This window comes from Devosia epidermidihirudinis, assembly GCF_000971295.1.
GTDB lineage: Bacteria > Pseudomonadota > Alphaproteobacteria > Rhizobiales > Devosiaceae > Devosia > Devosia epidermidihirudinis.
On the sequence record NZ_LANJ01000004.1, the window covers coordinates 222535 to 240575 of the forward strand.

19 protein-coding genes are annotated in these 18041 nt (G+C 60.7%); 8 read left to right on the plus strand and 11 right to left on the minus strand.

The window, feature by feature from the left end:
- Nucleotide 1 precedes the first annotated feature (1 nt).
- From WH87_RS02340 to WH87_RS02350, 3 genes are all read left to right on the plus strand, one after another.
- Entirely contained in the window at nucleotides 2-1099 is a 1098-nt protein-coding gene (locus WH87_RS02340) for a Gfo/Idh/MocA family protein (RefSeq protein ID WP_046139994.1), read from the plus strand.
- Nucleotides 1100-1147: 48 nt separating this feature from the next.
- Nucleotides 1148-1789, plus strand: a complete 642-nt coding sequence (locus WH87_RS02345; RefSeq protein ID WP_046139993.1) for a ThuA domain-containing protein — start codon at nucleotides 1148-1150, stop codon at nucleotides 1787-1789.
- Between the two features lie 158 nt (nucleotides 1790-1947).
- Nucleotides 1948-3939: a BCCT family transporter gene (locus tag WH87_RS02350; RefSeq protein WP_046139992.1), complete on the plus strand. Its 1992-nt coding sequence runs from the start codon at nucleotides 1948-1950 to the stop codon at nucleotides 3937-3939.
- Nucleotides 3940-3970: 31 nt separating this feature from the next.
- Here the strand turns inward: WH87_RS02350 and WH87_RS02355 are convergent, their stop codons facing one another.
- From WH87_RS02355 to WH87_RS02365, 3 genes are all read right to left on the minus strand, one after another.
- Complete coding sequence (locus WH87_RS02355; RefSeq protein ID WP_046139991.1) at nucleotides 3971-4213, minus strand: hypothetical protein; 243 nt, start codon at nucleotides 4211-4213, stop codon at nucleotides 3971-3973.
- A gap of 100 nt (nucleotides 4214-4313) precedes the next feature.
- Entirely contained in the window at nucleotides 4314-4958 is a 645-nt protein-coding gene (locus WH87_RS18735) for a TetR/AcrR family transcriptional regulator (protein ID WP_082092447.1), read from the minus strand.
- Between the two features lie 183 nt (nucleotides 4959-5141).
- The gene (locus tag WH87_RS02365) at nucleotides 5142-5399 is read right to left on the minus strand and encodes a DUF2312 domain-containing protein (protein ID WP_197410709.1); all 258 of its coding nucleotides are present in this window, start codon (nucleotides 5397-5399) and stop codon (nucleotides 5142-5144) included.
- A 375-nt stretch (nucleotides 5400-5774) separates the two neighbouring features.
- Here WH87_RS02365 and WH87_RS02370 point away from each other — a divergent pair, with 375 nt between their 5' ends.
- From WH87_RS02370 to WH87_RS02390, 5 genes are all read left to right on the plus strand, one after another.
- Nucleotides 5775-6347, plus strand: a complete 573-nt coding sequence (locus WH87_RS02370; protein WP_082092448.1) for a DUF1036 domain-containing protein — start codon at nucleotides 5775-5777, stop codon at nucleotides 6345-6347.
- Nucleotides 6344-7783, plus strand: coding sequence for a pyruvate kinase (pyk, locus tag WH87_RS02375; protein ID WP_046139989.1), 1440 nt, complete (start codon nucleotides 6344-6346; stop codon nucleotides 7781-7783). Before WH87_RS02370 ends, pyk begins: the two co-directional genes overlap by 4 nt.
- A 65-nt stretch (nucleotides 7784-7848) precedes the next feature.
- Entirely contained in the window at nucleotides 7849-8382 is a 534-nt protein-coding gene (locus WH87_RS02380) for an AAA family ATPase (protein ID WP_046139988.1), read from the plus strand.
- A gap of 74 nt (nucleotides 8383-8456) precedes the next feature.
- A complete protein-coding gene (locus WH87_RS02385; RefSeq protein ID WP_046139987.1) occupies nucleotides 8457-9038 on the plus strand; it encodes a TetR/AcrR family transcriptional regulator in 582 nt (193 codons plus the stop codon).
- A gap of 41 nt (nucleotides 9039-9079) precedes the next feature.
- Nucleotides 9080-10246 carry a GDSL-type esterase/lipase family protein gene (locus WH87_RS02390; protein WP_046139986.1) on the plus strand — a complete coding sequence of 389 codons (1167 nt, stop codon included), beginning with the start codon at nucleotides 9080-9082 and terminating at the stop codon, nucleotides 10244-10246.
- Between the two features lie 105 nt (nucleotides 10247-10351).
- Here WH87_RS02390 and ykgO read toward each other — a convergent pair whose 3' ends face one another.
- The 8 genes from ykgO to WH87_RS02425 all read right to left on the minus strand — a co-directional run bounded on the left by ykgO (nucleotide 10352) and on the right by WH87_RS02425 (nucleotide 18040).
- Nucleotides 10352-10477, minus strand: coding sequence for a type B 50S ribosomal protein L36 (gene ykgO, locus WH87_RS02395; RefSeq protein WP_046139985.1), 126 nt, complete (start codon nucleotides 10475-10477; stop codon nucleotides 10352-10354).
- Between the two features lie 292 nt (nucleotides 10478-10769).
- Nucleotides 10770-11789, minus strand: a complete 1020-nt coding sequence (locus WH87_RS02400; protein ID WP_046139984.1) for an ABC transporter ATP-binding protein — start codon at nucleotides 11787-11789, stop codon at nucleotides 10770-10772.
- Nucleotides 11789-12772: an ABC transporter ATP-binding protein gene (locus WH87_RS02405; protein WP_046139983.1), complete on the minus strand. Its 984-nt coding sequence runs from the start codon at nucleotides 12770-12772 to the stop codon at nucleotides 11789-11791. Before WH87_RS02405 ends, WH87_RS02400 begins: the two co-directional genes overlap by 1 nt.
- Nucleotides 12772-13695 carry an ABC transporter permease subunit gene (locus WH87_RS02410; RefSeq protein WP_046139982.1) on the minus strand — a complete coding sequence of 308 codons (924 nt, stop codon included), beginning with the start codon at nucleotides 13693-13695 and terminating at the stop codon, nucleotides 12772-12774. Before WH87_RS02410 ends, WH87_RS02405 begins: the two co-directional genes overlap by 1 nt.
- A gap of 10 nt (nucleotides 13696-13705) precedes the next feature.
- Nucleotides 13706-14629: an oligopeptide ABC transporter permease OppB gene (gene oppB, locus WH87_RS02415; RefSeq protein ID WP_046139981.1), complete on the minus strand. Its 924-nt coding sequence runs from the start codon at nucleotides 14627-14629 to the stop codon at nucleotides 13706-13708.
- A gap of 83 nt (nucleotides 14630-14712) precedes the next feature.
- Entirely contained in the window at nucleotides 14713-16347 is a 1635-nt protein-coding gene (locus tag WH87_RS02420; protein ID WP_046139980.1) for a peptide ABC transporter substrate-binding protein, read from the minus strand.
- 254 nt (nucleotides 16348-16601) lie between these two features.
- Nucleotides 16602-16760: a hypothetical protein gene (locus WH87_RS19490; RefSeq protein WP_156167935.1), complete on the minus strand. Its 159-nt coding sequence runs from the start codon at nucleotides 16758-16760 to the stop codon at nucleotides 16602-16604.
- Nucleotides 16757-18040 carry an acetyl-CoA C-acetyltransferase gene (locus WH87_RS02425; protein WP_046139979.1) on the minus strand — a complete coding sequence of 428 codons (1284 nt, stop codon included), beginning with the start codon at nucleotides 18038-18040 and terminating at the stop codon, nucleotides 16757-16759. The genes WH87_RS19490 and WH87_RS02425 overlap by 4 nt, the downstream gene beginning before the upstream one ends.
- Between the last annotated feature and the right edge of the window lies 1 nt (nucleotide 18041).

Consider the following 18041-nt stretch of genomic DNA (forward strand, 5'->3'; position numbering starts at 1 on the left):
CATGGACAAGGTGGGTATTGGCATTGTCGGACTGGGCAATATCTCGGCCGCCTATCTCAAGGCGGCGCAGAATTTCCCGGTGCTCGACATTCGTGCCGTCGCCGATATGAACCCAGCTGCGGCCAAGGCGCGCGCCGACGAATTCGGTCTCAGGGCCGTTGAGCTCGACGCGCTGTTCACCGATCCATCGATCGACATCATCCTCAACCTCACCATCCCAAAGGCGCATGTTGAGGTGGGCCTGCGCGCCATCGCAGCGGGCAAGCACGTCTATTCGGAAAAGCCGCTCGGCATCGTCTTTGCCGAGGGCAAGAAGCTGGTTGAGGCGGCGCGCGCCAAAGGGCTGCGCGTCGGCTCGGCGCCCGACACTTTCCTCGGCGGCGCCCATCAAACCGCGCGGCAGGTGATCGACAGCGGCGTGCTGGGCCAGGCCGTTGGCGGTACAGCCTATTTCATGTGCCCGGGTCACGAGCGCTGGCACCCCAATCCGGCATTCTATTATGAAGCCGGCGGCGGCCCGATGCTCGACATGGGTCCCTATTACATCACCGATCTGGTCAACCTGCTCGGCCCGATCTCCAAGGTGCTCGGCGTCAGCACGCGTCTCCGCGACACCCGCACCATCACCGCCAAGGAACGCGCGGGTGAAGTGATCCCGGTCCATGTCGCAACCCACGTATCGGGCACGCTGGTATTTGCCAATGGCGCCGTGGTGCAGATCACCATGAGCTTTGACGTGGCTGGCCACAAACATGTGCCGCTGGAAATCTACGGCACTGAAGGCAGCCTGATCGTCCCCGATCCCAACAATTTTGGCGGTGACGTGCAGCTGCTCAAAACGGGCGGCGAATGGGAAGATGTCGCGACCGACCAGCCCTATTGGGACGGCAATTTCCGCTCCATTGGCCTGGCCGACATGGCCCATGCCGTGCTGGCCAACCGGCTGCACCGCTGCAATGGCGATCTGGCGCTGCACGTTCTGGAAGTCATGGAGGCCTTCGACACCTCGTCACGCACGGGTCATGCGGTTGACATCACCACCAAGGCCGAGCGCCCCGAAGCGCTCTCCACATCTCTGGTCGGCGGCAAGCTGGCCTAATTCCACACTCGCCACCTGTGGCGATGCAACTGCATCTGAGGAGATATTATGCGGGAAGCACTGATTGTATGGGGCGGCTGGAGCGGCCATGAGCCGGAACAGTGTTCGGCCATCATCCGCGACATGCTGGAGGAAGACGGCTTCAAGGTCTATGTCGAGAACACCACCGAAGCCTTTGCTGATCCGTCCGTGCGCGATCTCAGCCTGATTGTGCCGATTTTCACGATGAGCAAGATCGAAAAGGAAGAACTGTCCAACCTCACCGCCGCCGTCGAAGGCGGTGTCGGTCTGGCCGGCTATCACGGCGGCATGGGCGATGCTTTCCGCGACGCGGTGGACTACCAGTTCATGGTCGGCGGCCAATGGGTGGCACACCCCGGCAACATCATCGATTATCGCGTCGATATCACGCGCTCCGACGACCCGATCATGGAAGGGATCGAGAGCTTCCCCTACCGCTCCGAGCAATATTACATGCATGTCGACCCCAGCAATGAAGTGCTGGCAACAACCACGTTCAAGGGCGACCACGCCTATTGGATCGACGGCGTCGTGATGCCGGTGGCCTGGAAGCGCAAACACGGCAAGGGACGTGTTTTCTACTCCGCCCTCGGCCACGTGGCCTCCGAGTTCGAAGTTCCGCAAATGCGCACCATCCTGCGCCGTGGGATGAACTGGGCAGCGCGCTAAAACGATAAACCTGACGCTCCGCAGGCGGTTTTGCGGCGGGCCCTGTGGTCTGCCGCATCACCCACGAACGGGAACCTTACGGCCCTAATCGACTTACTCAAAGAGATCGGTTTGCGCGCTCGGAGCGCCGCCGGTCTTTTTGCGTCGGGGGCTACGTCATGATCAAACCATTTGTCATCAACCCACCAGTGTTCTTTGGATCATTGATTGTCATTGGGCTGTTTCTAGCGGTCGGGATCTTTTTTCCGGATCAGGCGCAAACGATTTTTGGCCAACTCCAGGCCCATATCCTCACCAGCTTTGGTTGGCTCTATCTGCTTGCCGTGGGCATCGTGCTGGCCGCCATGCTGCTGCTCTGCTTCAGCCGATATGGCGATCTCAAACTCGGCCCGGACGATTCAACGCCCGATTTCAGCTTCCTGTCTTGGATAGCCATGCTGTTTGCCGCCGGTATGGGCATCGGGTTGATGTTCTATGGCGTGGGTGAGCCGATCACCCATTACATGGCCCCACCGACGGCCGATCCACGTTCCGTGGCAGCGGTCCGCGAGGCCATGTCGGTAACGTTCTTTCACTGGGGTATTCACGCCTGGGCCGTGTACGCGGTGGTGGGATTGTCGCTGGCCTATTTCGGTTATCGCTACAATCTGCCCCTGACCATTCGCTCGGGACTCTACCCCCTGCTCAAAGAACGTATCAATGGACCCATTGGCCACGCGGTCGATATCTTTGCCATCGTCGGCACGATTTTCGGTCTGGCGACCTCCATGGGCGCCGGCGTCACCCAGATCAACGCAGGTCTGAACTTCGTGCTGGGCGTGCCCGTCGCGCCCTATGTTCAGTTGTTGATCATCGCCTTCGTCACAGGGCTGGCGACAATCTCGGTGCTGACCGGGCTCGACAAGGGCGTTCGCATCCTGTCCGAACTCAACCTCATGGTCGCCATCCTGCTGATGGTGTTTGTCCTGCTGGTGGGGCCGACAACCGAGCTGATGCGCGACTTCGTGCAGAACCTGGGGCTCTATCTCGACAGCCTCGTGCTGCGCACGTTCAACATCTATGCCTATAGCCCAACGCCATGGATCGACGCGTGGACACTATTCTGTTGGGCGTGGTGGATTTCCTGGTCGCCCTTCGTCGGCATGTTCATCGCCCGCATCTCGCGCGGCCGCACAGTGCGCGAGTTCATCACGGCCGTGCTGTTCATTCCCGCAGGTTTTACCTTCCTGTGGATGACGGTCTTCGGCAACACCGCCATTGCAATCGACAATGGCGTCGCTGCGGGAGCTCTGGGCACCGCCATCGCCAATGACCTCTCGGTCGGCTTGTTCGAGTTCTTCACCTACCTGCCCTTCCCGGCAATCACCTCAACCCTCGCTATCCTGCTGGTGTCCATATTCTTTGTGACCTCGGCCGACTCGGGCTCGATGGTCGTTGATTCCATCGCGGCGGGCGGCGAAACCGAAACCACCACGTTGCAGCGCGTATTCTGGTGTGCGTTCTCCGGCGTTGTCGCTGCGGTGCTGCTGCTTGCCGGTGGGCTCGGCGCACTCCAATCGGTGACGATTGCCAGCGCCCTGCCCTTCGTCGTGGTCATCCTCGCCCTACTGTGGTCGCTTCTGGCTGGGATGCGCGCGGATGTTGCCCAGCAAAAGGCCAATCAATCCTCTGCCGTCGCCTCCCCTGCATATCCTGCAGCCGGGGTCACCTGGCAGCGCCGCCTCGGGCTGATGCTGCGCGCACCCAAAGAGGCCGAGGTGCAGTCATTTATCACCACCCAGGTCCGTCCGGCCCTCGATCAGGTCGCCAAAGAGCTTTCGGCGCGCGGACGCCCTGCAGTGCTCGAAGATGGCGACAATGGCGCAATCCTGCTGCGCTCCGCCTCCGAGGGCATCCGCGACTTTGTCTATGGCGTCGCCCTCACCAGTCACCCCTTGGCCGTGCTGTCGCCGCTTGTCGCCGGCAAGCCCGAAATGCGTTTCGAAGCGCGCACCTATTTCTCCAATGGCAGCAGAGGCTACGACGTGATGGGCATGAGCCGGGATCAGTTAATCGCCGACGTGCTGGCCCAGTTTGAGCGCTATCTCAATCTGGTCCAGTCGCCTGAAGTCCAACTGGTACAGGGCGCGCCGGAGCACCTCGCGACTTAGGGCGCAGTTGTCGGCGGCCCTTGGGCTCAGCTCAGTCCCCGCGCGTGATCCGGATGCGCTTGGCGACCTGCTTTTCTTCAATGTCCATCCATTGAGCACGCGAGGCAGGCGCGGCGTCATGCAACAGTTCTTCGAGGTCCAACCCATGCCGCCGCAATTCGCGACGGGCCTTGGCCGGCAGCAGCCCTGCCAGAAACCGCAGTGGCGCAGCGGGGAGGCGCAATTCCTCCACGCAGATGCCATCAACATATTTTTCGATGATGACCGTACTCATGAGATGACCTCTTCGGGTTGGTAGTTAGTGGCCAGGTATTGGCCAAGATAGAAATTCCGTCTGCAGGGGATCGGTGCGATGCTCCATCCGGCCAACGCGATCACGCCGCGCCAACGCCGCCCAATCCCGCGGCAGCAAACTGCTCGACGAGACGTCCCGCGGCGACACCCAATGAGCGCTCGATGATGATGATCGTCGCCCGCAACCGCCTGGCATGTTCCCCGAGCGACCAGTTGAAATGTCCGCCGCCAAGTAGCGCGGCTTGTCCCGCGAGCAGAAACTCGATGGTGGCCTGAGCGTCTTCCACGTCAAATGTGCCATCGTCCCTTCCCTGCTCGACAATCGCCGCCAGGATAGGCGCCACTTGGCGCACCAACGCCACATTGGTCAGATCGTGCAGTGCGGTGTTTTCAGGGTGGTTCAACGCGTCCACGAGATATTGCTGGCTACGGTCCACACTCTGCATAGCCAGCACTGCTGCAACGAAGCGCTCGATGGGACCACCCTCGGCATGGCTTGCATCAGTCGCCGCCTGCGCCATCTGCTGCACCACGGCCTCTGCGAGCTTTGCCAGCAGATCATCCTTGGTCTTGAAATAGAGGTAGAAGGTCCCCTTGGCGACGCCGGCACCCTGAACGATGTCATCGACAGAGACCGCGCGGACACCTTTCTCGCGAAACAACCGCGCTGCACTGGCGAGGAGATCGCCGCCCCTGTCCGAACTCACTGTACGACGCGCTGGCATGTAACATCCAATATGACTGACGGTCAGTCAGTTATGCTCTGAGCCGGCACCTGTCAAGACATCCCCTTCCCTGCGACAACCACAGGCCAAGGTCAGCGCCGGACAAAAATAGAAAAACCCTCATCAGCGCGAGGCCGACGAGGGTTTAAAAAGCCAGTTGAAACAGGCGTTTTACCGGCAGATTTACTGCATGCCCATTGCTTGCATGTAGAGGTCCAGAATGGCCTCATGCTCGGCGCGCTCGTTTGCGTCCTGCTTGCGAATGCGCACGATCTGGCGGATCACCTTGGTGTCATAGCCCCGGCCCTTGGCCTCGGCGAAAATCTCTTTGATGTCAGCAGCGATCGCCGCCTTCTCTTCTTCCATACGCTCGATACGCTCGATGAAGGCGCGCAGCTCGTCGGCAGCGACGTTGTCGCCAGTGATCTCTTCAGCCATCAGGCTCTCCGTTAAAAATCGTGAGACAGGTGTTTGAGGCGGCGTCTCAGACCAACTGGCTCGAATACATAAGGTGAGAAAATTTAGGGGTTCCTAAGAACCATTGCCGTTGGCTGCGGCGCAAATTTTCTTGATGTCGGCAGCGATAGCAGCCTGCTTTTTCCAAACGCAGAATGATGGTCCGGAGCAAGTGCTGCCTACAGCCAGGGTTGGCACTCTTGGTTTGCTGGCATGTTCAACATCAGCGCAGCCCGGGGTTCAACCCTTTTGTAGTCCAATCCACATGCGGGAGGCTCTCATACCCGCAATTCGGCCAAAACCCGCCATTAGCCATTGACCTATGCGTCACCATGGGCTCAAAGAAGGCACCATTTTCCTATGAATTCCGGCACGCTTTTGCACGCTTCCCGTCTCGGCCTGACCCTGATTGGCGCAATCGGCGCCAGCCTTGCGTTCTTTGCCACTCCGGCAAAGGCAGATCTCCGCATTTGTAATGAAACCGGAAATCCGGTGTCCGTGGCCCTCGGCTATCGCGCCGACCGCGGCTGGATGAGCGAGGGTTGGTGGCAAGCACCACCCGGCGATTGCCGAGTTCTCTACCAGGGAACGCTCGAGCGTCGTTTTTATTACATCTTTGCAGCAGATGATGTCGGTGGTGGCGCATGGGATGGCACAGTGTTTATGTGCACCCGTGACGAAACCTTCACCATATTCGGGGTTGAGGATTGCCTCGCCCGGGGCTATGAGCGCACCGGCTTCTTTGAAATCGATACCCAGAACCGCACAGACTGGACCTTGCAGCTGACCGAAAACGCCGACGGCCCTGCCGTTGTCGGGCCTGATGCGAGCGAAGACCTAGAAGACCCTACATTTCTAGTCGACCCCGACGATGTGACTATTGACGCACCGCTGGACGACTCCTCAACGAGCGAAGGCACGGACACGCAATGAGACGCATGAGACGGGTAAAGATCCTCGCCACCCTCGGGCCAGCAAGCCACGATGAGAAGATGATCGAAGAACTGGCTCGCGCTGGTGCCGACGTTTTCCGCATCAACATGAGCCATGCCAGCCACGAGCTGCTGCACCAGACCGTCGCGCGCATCCGCGCCGTCGAGAAGAAGCTCAACCACCCCCTCGGCATCCTGGTCGACCTTCAGGGTCCCAAGCTGCGCGTGTGGAAGTTTGCTGAAGGCTCGATCAATCTGGTCGCGGGCCAGAAGTTCACGCTGGACAGCAACAAGGACGACAACGGTAACTCCGAGCGCGTCTACCTGCCCCACCCTGAAATCATCGAAAGCGTTTCGGTCGGCGACCGTCTGCTGCTCGACGATGGCAAGCTGGCTCTCAAGGCCACCAAGGTTGGCAATGGCTCGATCGAAACCGAAGTCATCTATGGCGGCAAGCTCAGCGACAAGAAGGGCGTCTCTCTGCCTGACACGCTGCTGCCAACCGGCGCACTGACCGAAAAAGATCACGCCGATCTGCTCGAAGGCCTCAAGGCCGAAGCCGACTGGATCGCGCTCTCCTTCGTGCAGCGTCCAGAAGACATCATCGACGTCCGCAAGATCGTTCAGGGTCGCGCTGGCGTCATGGCTAAGATCGAAAAGCCACAGGCCATCGATCGCCTCGAAGAAATCATCAAGCTGTGCGACGCCATCATGGTTGCGCGTGGTGATCTCGGCGTCGAGCTGCCGCTCGAAACCGTTCCCGGTCTGCAGAAGCGCATGATCCGCATGGCTCGCCGCTACGGCAAGCCAGTGGTCGTCGCCACCCAGATGCTGGAATCGATGATCACCTCGCCCGTGCCGACCCGCGCCGAAGTCTCGGACGTGTCGATTGCCGTGTTCGAAGGCGCAGATGCCATCATGCTCTCGGCTGAATCGGCCTCCGGCCAGTATCCAGTCGAAGCTGTTGCGACCATGAACAAGGTGGCCGTGGCTGTTGAGAGCGATGCCAACTATCGCGGCATCATTCGCGCTGCCCAGACCGAACCCGAAGCCACCGCGGCCGACGCCATTTCGGCGGCGACCCGTCAGGTTGCCGAAACGCTCGATCTGGCTGCCATCGTCACCTACACCGCATCGGGCTCGACCGGCATTCGCGCTGCCCGCGAACGGCCATCCAAGCCCATCATCGTGCTCTCGCCCAACCAGCGCACCATCCGCCGCATGTCGGTGGTCTGGGGTGTTCACTGCGTGCAGACCGAAGATGCCGTGTCGCTGGAAGACATGGTCGATCGCGCCTGCGTCATCGCCTATCAGGAAGGCTTTGCCCGCCCCGGCGATCGCATCGCCATCACCGCTGGTATCCCGCTGGGCACGCCTGGTGCAACCAACATGTTGCGCATCGCCTTCGTCCGTCAGGACGGCGCTGGCTCCAGCTAAGCAGCCAACGCGACACCAATACAAAAGGCCCGCCATGTGCGGGCCTTTTTCATGAGGGGCAGGCCATGGGCATCCAAAACGTTTTGATCGAAGGCGTCTCCGGCACCGGCAAAACCACAATCGCCGAAGAGCTGCAGAGGCGCGGTTATCACGTCGTCCATGGCGACCGGGAACTAGCCTATCGCGGCGATCCACTGACCGGCCTGCCGCTGCCCGGTCCGATCCCGGCAGGCGTCCCCGACCCCATCGCCTGGGTCCACGAGCATCACATCTGGGACATCGACAAGCTCAAGGCCCATCTGGCCGACGACCACGCCCCCATCACCTTTTTCTGCGGCGGCGCCCGCAATTTCCCGGACTTCGTCGACCTGTTTGACACTGTCTTCGTCCTCGACGTGGACAGGGAAACCTTGGAGCGTCGCCTCGCACTCCGCCCCGCAGACGAATTCGGCGGCAATCCAGCCGAGCGCGACCTGATTATGCAGCTGCATGCCACCAAGGCCGATATCCCAAGCAACGCCATCAGCATCGACGCCACAGCGCCCCTCGCTCTCGTCGTCGATACCATCCTCTCCCAATGCAGGCCGTCAGCCACGTAACCCCCTCAACGCTGCCAATTTGACAAACCTAAATGCTTTAGGTAAAAACCTAACGCATTAAAGGAGCATGTCCGATGGCACGCGCGGGATTGACGACAGAACGGCTGGTTTCAGCCGGCGCACAATTGGCAGACGAAGCCGGGTTTGAAGCCGTCACGGCCTCCGCCCTCGCACGCCTGTTCGATGTGCAAGTCGCCAGCCTCTACTCCCACGTCAAGAACACGCACGACCTCAAGACACGCATTGCCCTGCTCGCCCTCGACGATCTCGCCGACAAGGCCTCAGAGGCCGTTGCAGGCCGCTCCGGCAAGGACGCACTGGTGGCGCTGGCCAATGTCCATCGCGACTTCGCCATCGCCCATCCCGGTCTCTTTGCCGCCTCCCGCTATCAGCTCGATGATGCGGCGGCAGCGGCAAGCGGCGGCGCCAAGATCGCCCGTATGATGCGAGCGGTCCTGCGCGACTACGGCCTCAGCGCGCTGGACGAGACCCACGCCGTGCGTCTGCTTGGCAGCTTCTTTCTGGGCTTCACGACATTGGAGCTGGGCGGAGGCTTCAGCCACAGCGCGCCCGAACCTGTGGCCTCGTGGCTCCGCAGCCTCGATGCCATCGACGCCGTTCTACAAACCTGGCCGCGCGCACCCGACACAGCCTGACGCGCCGCTACCGACACAATTTCAATCCAAGGATTTGGACCATGACGACTTCCCAACGGTGGATTTCCACCGCGATCAATCACGCCCTATTGCTGGGCGCCATCGAGCTCGAACAGACCGATCGCGGCACTAGGCCTCATCGCCTGCCCGCCGCCGCACGCGCCCAGTGGCCCGACCCACAATTGCTGATGGTCGAAGGCCAGCCCTCCGGCATGCGCCTCGCATTCCGCACCACGGCAACCGCCATCGAACTCGAAACCATCCCCACCAAGCGCATCTATGTCGGCATGCCGCCACGTCCCGATGGGGTCTACGACTTGCTGATTGATGGGCAACTGGCGCGTCAGGGCAGCGTCAGCGGCGGTGACAGCCTCACCATCAACATGTCCACCGGCTCCGCCACGCATGAACGCGGTGCACCCGGCGTGCTGTCCTTTGAGGGCCTCCCCGCAGGCGACAAGACCATCGAGATCTGGCTGCCGCACGACGAGACCACGGAACTGGTGGATCTGCGTACCAATGCCCCCGTCGAGCCCATCGGCACCAACGGCGCACCCGTCTGGCTACACCACGGCAGCTCGATCAGCCATGGCTCCAACGCCACCCATCCCACCGGCACCTGGCCAGCCGTCGCCGCCACCGCGGCAGGCGTCTCGCTGATCAATCTGGGCTTTGGCGGCAGTGCAATCGTCGACCCCTTCGTCGCGCGCACCATTCGCGATGCCAGGGCCGATCTCATCTCGATCAAGCTGGGTATCAATGTCGTCAATACCGACGCCATGCGCCTGCGCGCCTTCGGCCCTGCCGTGCACGGCTTTCTCGACACCATTCGCGAGGGCCACAAGACCACGCCGATTCTACTGATGTCGCCGATCTATTGCCCGATCCACGAAGACACGCCCGGCCCCACAGCGCCGGACTTCGTCGATGGCAAGCTGTCGTTCAAGGCCTCGGGTGACCCAGCTGAAATTGCCATGGGCAAGCTGACGCTCAATGTCATTCGCGACACCCTGAGCAAGATCGTCACCCAGCGCGCCGCGACCGATTCCAATATCCACTATCTCGATGGCCGCGACCTCTACGGCGAGGTTGATAGCGCCGCCCTGCCCCTGCCGGACCGGCTCCATCCCGACGGCGACACCCATCGCCTGATGGGCGAGCGCTTTGCGGCCCTCGCCTTTGCGCCAGGCGGGGCGCTGGCACACTGACCAACAAAAAAGGCGGGCCCAACGGTCCGCCTTTTTCGTATGCCTGCCCCCAGACAGCACAAAGCCCGCTTTCGCGGGCTTTGAAACTTGGTCTATGGCAGACGCTTAGCCCTGGCGGGCTTTGAAGCGCTTGTCTACCTTGTTGATGATGTAGACCCGGCCGCGACGGCGGACGAGCTTGTTCGCGCGGTGGCGAGTCATCAGCGCCTTCAGCGAGTTACGGACTTTCATGGTCTATCCTCAAGTCAAACAAAGAAGGCGCCAAGGCGCCCGGAAACTTGGGGGCATACATATGGAAAATGGCTTGGCCTGTCAACGCAACAGACACAGGAATTGCCCCTTGCGTGACGAATTCCCCAGATAGGCAAGGCCAGCTCAACACAGACAGGTTAACGCTTTGAAATAACAACAGATATTTCGACAGCAATTATCCCCAGCCAGCAAGCAACTGGCGCAAAACGCCGCCCCGCGTGTCCCTCCCCCGGCATTAAAACGCAGTTTCGGCAAAGGCCAGGCAGCCCCCTCAGTGCCCGAGTACAGCCTCTTCTGGCACCTCGATCTCGCGCCAGCGATGGCACGCAACAAGGCGCCCATTGTCCAGCGTTTCAAGCGGCGGCCGAGTCTCGGCGCAGAACGACTTGGCAAAGCGGCAGCGCGTGCGGAAGGTACAGCCCGATGGCGGATTGATCGGCGACGGAATCTCGCCCCGTAGCGCATCGATATTGCGTTGTCGTGCCAGCTTGGGGTCCGGTATCGGCACCGCCGTCAACAGCGCCCGCGTATAGGGGTGCTTGGGATCGTCATAGATCTCGTCGCCCGTCGCCAGCTCCACGATACGTCCGAGATAGAGCACCAGAATGCGATCGGACACGTGGCGAACCACGCTCAGATTGTGGCTGATGAAAATCAGCGTCAGCCCGAACTCGTCCTTGAGCTCGGCCAAAAGATTGAGGATCTGCGCCTGGATCGACACGTCCAGCGCCGAGACCGGCTCATCGCACACAATCAGCTTGGGCTCGGTGATCAACGCGCGGGCAATGCCGATGCGCTGCGCCTGTCCGCCCGAAAACTCGTGCGGATAGCGATTGATCATCTCGGGCAACAGCCCCACCGCTTCCATGATCTTGAGCACACGCGCGCGGCGCTCATCCTTGTTCAGTTCCGGCCGCAGCGAGCGCAGTGGATCGGCGATGATCTCGCCCACCGTCATGCGCGGGTTGAGCGACGCCAACGGATCCTGGAAGATGATCTGCAAATCCTGCCGTCGCTTGCGCATTTCCTCGGCCGGCAGCTTGGTCAGGTCCTGCCCCAGCCACAGCACTTGCCCCTCATCGGGGCGCAGCAATTGCAGGATGCACCGCCCCAGCGTGGACTTGCCACACCCGCTCTCGCCCACAATACCCAGCGTCTCGCCCTTACGGATCGAGAAGTTGATATCGGCAAGCGCGGTCAGCGTCAGCGGCTTGGAAAAAGCCCCGCCCGAAATCGCGAAGGTCTTTTTGAGATCCTTGATCTCAAGCAGAGTTGTCGTGGTCTGGTGCATCAAGCAACCTTTCCATAGGCCATCGGGCCTTCGTAGAAACAGGCCTTTTGACGGCCCGGACCGGCTTCGGTCAGCGGCGGCCGCTCGGCAATGCAGCGGTCAAAGGCGAACGCGCAGCGGGGATTGAACGAGCAGCCCTTGGGCAGATGTTCAAGGCTAGGCGGCAGCCCCTGGATGGGGTCGAGCCGGGCGGCGCGCTTGGCAATATGCGGCGTCGAATGCAGCAGGCCCAGCGTATAGGGATGGCGCGGATCATAGAACAGGTCATCGACTGTCCCTTTTTCCACCGAGCGCCCGCCATACATCACCATCATGCGGTCAGCCACGCCCGCCACCACGCCCAGATCGTGCGTGATCAGCACCAGCGCGGTGCCGAAGTCATCGGTCAGCGACTTGAACAGGTCCAGCATCTGCGCCTGCACCGTCACGTCGAGCGCCGTGGTCGGCTCGTCGGCAATCAGGATCTTGGGCTGGCACAACAGCGCCATGGCGATCATGACGCGTTGGCGCATGCCACCGCTCATCTGGTGCGGATAGGCATTGGCCCGCTTGGCGGGCTCAGGAATGCCCACGCGCTCCAGCATGGCGATGGAGTTGCGCTCGGCCTCCTTGGCGTCCTGCCCCTTGTGACGCACCAGAACTTCGGCCAGCTGCTGCTTGATGCGCAACGCCGGATTGAGCGAGGTCATCGGGTCCTGAAAGATCATCGCCACGTCGCGGCCACGATACTCGTTGAGCGCGGTCTTGCTCAGGTTGAGCAGATCGACATCGCCGAGCAGAGCCTGCCCGCTCACGCTGCCGTTCTTGGCCAACAGGCCCATCAGCGCCATGAAGGCCTGGCTCTTGCCTGAGCCGCTTTCGCCAACCACAGCCAGGGTTTCACCGGCCTCGAGGGCAAAATTCAGTCCATCGACAGCGGTGACTTCGGACTCGTGCAGCGCAAAGCGCACCGACAAATCCTTGACGGTCAATACTTGTGCCATCAGCGATCCTTTGGGTCGAGTGCGTCACGCAAACCATCACCCACGAAAAAGAAGGTGAAGAGGATGGTGACAAAGAACACCAGCGGGAAAATCAGTTGCCAGATCGTGCCATATTGCATGGTGCGCGAGCCTTCGCTGATCAGCGCGCCCAGCGAGGTGTTGGGCTCCTGAACACCAAGGCCCAGGAACGAAATGAAAGATTCCAGCAGGATCATTTCGGGCACCAGTAGGGTCGCATAGACCACCACGATACCGAGCAGGTTGGGCACGATGTGGCGGAAAATCACCGTCAGCGGCTTGGCGCCAGTCGCAATGGCCGCCTCGACGAATTCGCGGTTCTTGAGCGTCAATGTCTGCCCGCGCACCACGCGCGCCATGCCCAGCCAGGAAATCAGCCCCACCCCGACAAACAGCATCACGAAGGAGCGGCCGAAGATGATCAGCAGCAGGATCAGGATGAACATATAGGGGATGGAATAGAGGATATCGACGAAGCGCATCATCAGGCTGTCAATCCGGCCACCGAAATAGCCGGCCACCGCGCCATAGATGGTCCCCACAATCACCGCGATGCCCGCGCCGATAATGCCCACCATCAGAGACACCTGCGTGCCCTGGATGACGCGCGAATAGAGATCGCGGCCGACTTCGTCCGTGCCGAAAAAGTGGCCGGTTTCAACCGACGGATAGCCCTTGGACAGCACATTGCCGACCACGCTCCAGTCGATTTTTTCGATCGACCAGCGGGCGAAAAATGGACCGACAATGGTGAAAACCACAACGCCCAGCAGCACGAACAGGCTCACCAGCGCGGCCCGGTTGCGAACGAAACGATAGCCGGCGTCCCGCCACAGCGATCGTCCCTTTGTCGGAGTGATCGCTTCGGCCTTGGCGACGCCGTCGATACGGGTATCTGCAAGCATTGCCCTGGCCCTACAACTGAATTTTGGGGTCGATCCACGCATAGAGGATATCGACGATGAGGTTGGCGGCGATGGTCAGCGCGCCCAGCAGCACCGTAATGCCCAGAATGGTGGAATAGTCGCGGTTGAGCGCGCTATTGACGAAGGCCTGTCCGATGCCGCCGGTGGAGAAGTAGAGATCGATCACCACAGAACCGGTGACCATGCCCACAAAGACAGGGCCGAGATAGGACACGACAGGCAGCAAGGCCGGACGAAGGGCATGCTCAAAAATCACCTGTCGGCTCGGCAGCCCCTTGGCCCGCGCGGTGCGGATATAGTTTGAACTCAGCACTTCGAGCATCGAAGAGCGCGTAATGCGGGCGATGTTGGCCATGTAGCTGGTCGACAGCGCAATCACGGGCAAGATCACATTGCTCCAGTGGCCGCCGTTCCAGCCGCCACCGGGCAACCAGCGCAGCCACAGCGTGAATACCAGCACCAGCAATGGCGCCATGACGAAATTCGGCACGACCTGCGCCCCGATGGTGACGCCAACCGCGAAATAATCTGCCCAGCTGTTCTGGCGCACGGCGGCGACAATACCCAGGCTCACCCCGATCAGCGCCGCCAGCACAAAGGCCCAGGCGCCATAGGTGAAGGTCACCGGGAAGCCCTGCGCGATGATGTCGTTGACCGTGCGGTCGCGATACTGGAACGAGGGCCCAAAGTCGAAGCGGAACACGACATTGTAGACGTATTCAAGCAGCTGCTGCCATTCGGGCTTATCGAGCCCATAGCGCGCGAAAATATTGTCAAGCACGGCCTGCGGCACGTTCTTTTCGCCGGCGAACGGGTTTCCGGGCGCCATCTTCATAAGCATGAAGGAAACGACGATGAGTACGAGCAGCGTCGGGATGGCGACCGCCAATCGTCTGAGAATGAATTGGATCATAGGGGATGTCCGTGCTGCCCGCGCCATAGCGCAGCGGGCGGGCGGCGCCCTGCCACTAGGGGCAGGGCGCCGTCTCTGATGCCTTATTCAGCGACCTTGTAGAGGTCCTTGGCATACCAGTTCTGTTCCACGTCATCATAGGGCCAGCCCTTGACGCTCTCGTTCTGCATAAAGACCTTGGCGTAGTAGTAGATCGGCATGATCGCTACGTCCTTGGCAGTCTGCGTCTCGACTTCAGCGTATTGCACGTTCGGGTCTTCCGAAGTCTTGGCTTCGGCGAGCCAACCGTCGACCTGGGCGTTCGAATAGCCCGAGTTGTTCTGGTCGGAGTTGGAGTCAAGCAACGACAGGAAGGTCGAGGCTTCGTTATAGTCGCCGCACCATGCGTCACGTGCCAGTTCGAAGTTCTTTTCGTGACGGGTATCGATCAGGGTCTGGAATTCCATGTCTTGCAGATTGAGCGTCACGCCCAGCTTTTCCTTCCACATCTGGCCGACCACGGTTGCGATCTTCTTGTGCGCGTCCGAGGTGTTGTAGATGTAGTTGATGGTCAGCGGGTTGTCCTTGCCATAGCCGGCTTCGGCGATCAGCTCTTCGGCGCGGGCATCGCGTTCATCCTGCGTCATCGAGGCTGCCGGGATCTGCGGCATGATATAGCCGGCGGTCAGCGGATGCGCGAAGGAATAGGCTGGCTGCTGGCCGCCCTGCAGGATGCCATTGACGATCACGTCACGGTCGATCGACAGGTTGAGTGCTTCACGAACGCGAACGTCCTTGAGGGCCTCGTTGGACTGCTTGTCGGTCATGTTGACGTCGAAGTAGTACGTGCAGAACTGCGGCACCGAGAAGGTTTCGTCAGGCAGTTCGGCCTTCAGAGCTGGATACTGGCCAGCAGGTACGTCGGTCTGGTCGACTTCGCCAGCGCGCCAGCGGGTCAGGCCCTGGTTTTCGTCATTGATGGTCAGGAACTGAACTTCGTTCAGAACGGTGTGCGCATCATCCCAGTAGTTCGGATTGCGCTTAACGATGACGCGTTCGCCGGGGGTGTTTTCAGCCAGCGTGTAGGCGCCGTTGCCGACGATATTTTCTGGCTTGGTCCACTCGATGCCCTTGGCTTCGATGACAGCCTTTGGCGATGGGTAGAGCGTTGCGTGCGACAGGGTGCGGATGAACCATGGGCTCGAGAAGGCCAGATTCACTTCCAGCGTCTTGTCGTCGATTGCCTTGACACCAAGCTCTTCGACCGGCTTTTCGCCAGCCACGATGGCATCGGCATTGACCACGCCAACCAGGCCAACGAAGTAGGCATAGTTCGAAGCGGTTTCAGGGTTTACGGCACGCTGCCAGGCATAAACGAAGTCGCCGGCGGTGACCGGGTCGCCATTGGACCACTTCGCGTCACGCAGGTGGAACGTGTAGACGGTGTTGTCGGCATTGACTTCATAGCTCTCGGCCACGCCGGGAACGGGATTGCCATCTGCACCGCTGTTGTAGAGGCCTTCAAACAGCGAACGCACAACCGCGGAAGTATCAACGTCTTCAACCAGTTGTGGGTCGAGCGTATTGATATTGTCCAGCACGCGATACTTGAAGACCTGCTCGGCAGCCAGGGTCGTCCCCTCTGGAACACTGGCAGCAAAAGTCGGCATCGTCAGTGCTGTTGCACCCAATAGTGCCACGGCCACTGCGGCCGCTTTAAAGGTCTGAGCGGTTTTCATCGTCGTTCCATCTCCTCGTGGAATTTCTGAAATCTTCCTGCGTATACGCCGCAGGATGCGGATATTTGATCCGGTAGAGCTAGGCCCATCAGATCAATTGATGGACGGTATTCTGGATTTCCGTCCACTGACAAGTAAAGAATTGACCAATAGGTCAAGCTTGTCACACTTGTTAACAAGGCCTCAACGCGACCTTGCACACAGTCCATCACCCGCTCCTCCGCGGAGTGATGCACGCCTGATACAACAGATCGTCAGCCCAGCAGGCCCGATTGCTGCACGCCGTAAATAACGAGTGCCAAAGCAATTAATCCAACGAAGGGCACCCAGTTGGGCAGCGGACCGCGCGGCTTCTTCACCGGCTGTTCGGGCTTTTTCTCGATACGGCGGAATTTGATGACGTTGTCGCTCATGCTGCACTTTCTACCAAAGCTGCGACACCTTGCCCACCAGCGGTACAGACTGAAATCAGCGCCCGTTTTCCCGATTCTGCAGCCAGCATTTTGGCCGTCAGCCCCAGGATGCGGGCCCCTGTCGCAGCGAATGGGTGGCCGTAGGCAAGGCTCGATCCCTTGATGTTGATCTTGGCCGGATCGACCGGCCCCAGCACCGTCTCACGGCCCAGAACGTTTCGGCAATAGGCCGGATCGTTCCAAGCCTTCAGCGTGCACAGAACTTGCGCGGCGAACGCCTCGTGCAGCTCGAAATAGTCGATATCGTCAAAGCCCAGGCCAGCCCGCGCCAGCATTTCGCTGACCGCGATGGTCGGCGCCATCAACAGCCCCTCGCCATGGGCAAAGTCATTGCCCGCAACCCGCCCCATGGTGAGATAGGCCAGCACGGGCAGGCCACGTTGGCGCGCCCAGTCTTCGCTTGCCAGCAGCACCGCGGACGCACCATCGGTCAACGGCGTCGAATTGGCCGCCGTCAGCGTGCCAAAGCCGCTTGCCTTGTCGAAAGCCGGCTTGAGGCTCGCCATCTTTTCAAGGTTCGCATCGGCCCGCACATTGTTGTCGCGCACCAGCCCCGCGCACTGCACCAGCAAATCGTCGTGAAAGCCCTCATCATACGCCTTGGCCGCATTGCGATGGCTCGCCACCGCCAGCTCATCCTGCGCCTGCCGGGAAATGCCCCATTCGCGCGCCATCAGCTCGCAGTGCTGCCCCATGGACAGGCCCGTGCGCGGCTCCTGCGTCGAGGGGGCAACCGGTGTCAGCTCGCCAAACGAGAACCCTTTGAATGCCCCGAACTTTTCGCCTATTGAGCGGGCCCGGTTGAGATCGATCATGCGGTGCTGGAACTTGTTGCCAAACACCACCGGGCTATCGCTGACCGTGTCAGACCCGGCCGCAATCCCGCTCTCGATCTCGCCCGTCGCAATCTTGGCACCCAGCACCAGCGCCGCCTGAAGGCTCGTCCCGCAGGCAATCTGCAGTGTCGTGCCCGGCGTGCGCGGCGAATATCCAGCATCCAGCGTGGCTTCACGCGCGAGGTTAAAATCGCGGCTGTGCCCGATCACAGCCCCCGCCATGACCTCGTCAATCTTTTCGCCCTTGAGCCCGTACTTGTCCGCGATCCCCCCCAGCGCCGTCGCCACCATGGAGAGATTGGTTTCCTCAACATAGGCGGTATTGCCCCGCGCAAAAGGGATCCGCGCCGAGCCAACAATGGCCACTCTACGAAGTTCGGTCATA

What these genes read in the sequence shown, in the direction of transcription:
- WH87_RS02410 (WP_046139982.1), bottom strand. Translation starts at nt 13,695, where the DNA reads ATGCTTGCAGATACCCGTATCGACGGCGTCGCCAAGGCCGAAGCGATC.
- WH87_RS19490 (WP_156167935.1), bottom strand. Translation starts at nt 16,760, where the DNA reads ATGAGCGACAACGTCATCAAATTCCGCCGTATCGAGAAAAAGCCCGAA.
- WH87_RS02345 (WP_046139993.1), top strand. Translation starts at nt 1,148, where the DNA reads ATGCGGGAAGCACTGATTGTATGGGGCGGCTGGAGCGGCCATGAGCCG.
- WH87_RS02390 (WP_046139986.1), top strand. Translation starts at nt 9,080, where the DNA reads ATGACGACTTCCCAACGGTGGATTTCCACCGCGATCAATCACGCCCTA.
- WH87_RS18735 (WP_082092447.1), bottom strand. Translation starts at nt 4,958, where the DNA reads ATGCCAGCGCGTCGTACAGTGAGTTCGGACAGGGGCGGCGATCTCCTC.
- WH87_RS02420 (WP_046139980.1), bottom strand. Translation starts at nt 16,347, where the DNA reads ATGAAAACCGCTCAGACCTTTAAAGCGGCCGCAGTGGCCGTGGCACTA.
- WH87_RS02340 (WP_046139994.1), top strand. Translation starts at nt 2, where the DNA reads ATGGACAAGGTGGGTATTGGCATTGTCGGACTGGGCAATATCTCGGCC.
- pyk (WP_046139989.1), top strand. Translation starts at nt 6,344, where the DNA reads ATGAGACGCATGAGACGGGTAAAGATCCTCGCCACCCTCGGGCCAGCA.
- WH87_RS02355 (WP_046139991.1), bottom strand. Translation starts at nt 4,213, where the DNA reads ATGAGTACGGTCATCATCGAAAAATATGTTGATGGCATCTGCGTGGAG.
- WH87_RS02380 (WP_046139988.1), top strand. Translation starts at nt 7,849, where the DNA reads ATGGGCATCCAAAACGTTTTGATCGAAGGCGTCTCCGGCACCGGCAAA.
- WH87_RS02400 (WP_046139984.1), bottom strand. Translation starts at nt 11,789, where the DNA reads ATGCACCAGACCACGACAACTCTGCTTGAGATCAAGGATCTCAAAAAG.
- WH87_RS02405 (WP_046139983.1), bottom strand. Translation starts at nt 12,772, where the DNA reads ATGGCACAAGTATTGACCGTCAAGGATTTGTCGGTGCGCTTTGCGCTG.
- WH87_RS02350 (WP_046139992.1), top strand. Translation starts at nt 1,948, where the DNA reads ATGATCAAACCATTTGTCATCAACCCACCAGTGTTCTTTGGATCATTG.
- ykgO (WP_046139985.1), bottom strand. Translation starts at nt 10,477, where the DNA reads ATGAAAGTCCGTAACTCGCTGAAGGCGCTGATGACTCGCCACCGCGCG.
- WH87_RS02385 (WP_046139987.1), top strand. Translation starts at nt 8,457, where the DNA reads ATGGCACGCGCGGGATTGACGACAGAACGGCTGGTTTCAGCCGGCGCA.
- WH87_RS02425 (WP_046139979.1), bottom strand. Translation starts at nt 18,040, where the DNA reads ATGACCGAACTTCGTAGAGTGGCCATTGTTGGCTCGGCGCGGATCCCT.
- WH87_RS02370 (WP_082092448.1), top strand. Translation starts at nt 5,775, where the DNA reads ATGAATTCCGGCACGCTTTTGCACGCTTCCCGTCTCGGCCTGACCCTG.
- oppB (WP_046139981.1), bottom strand. Translation starts at nt 14,629, where the DNA reads ATGATCCAATTCATTCTCAGACGATTGGCGGTCGCCATCCCGACGCTG.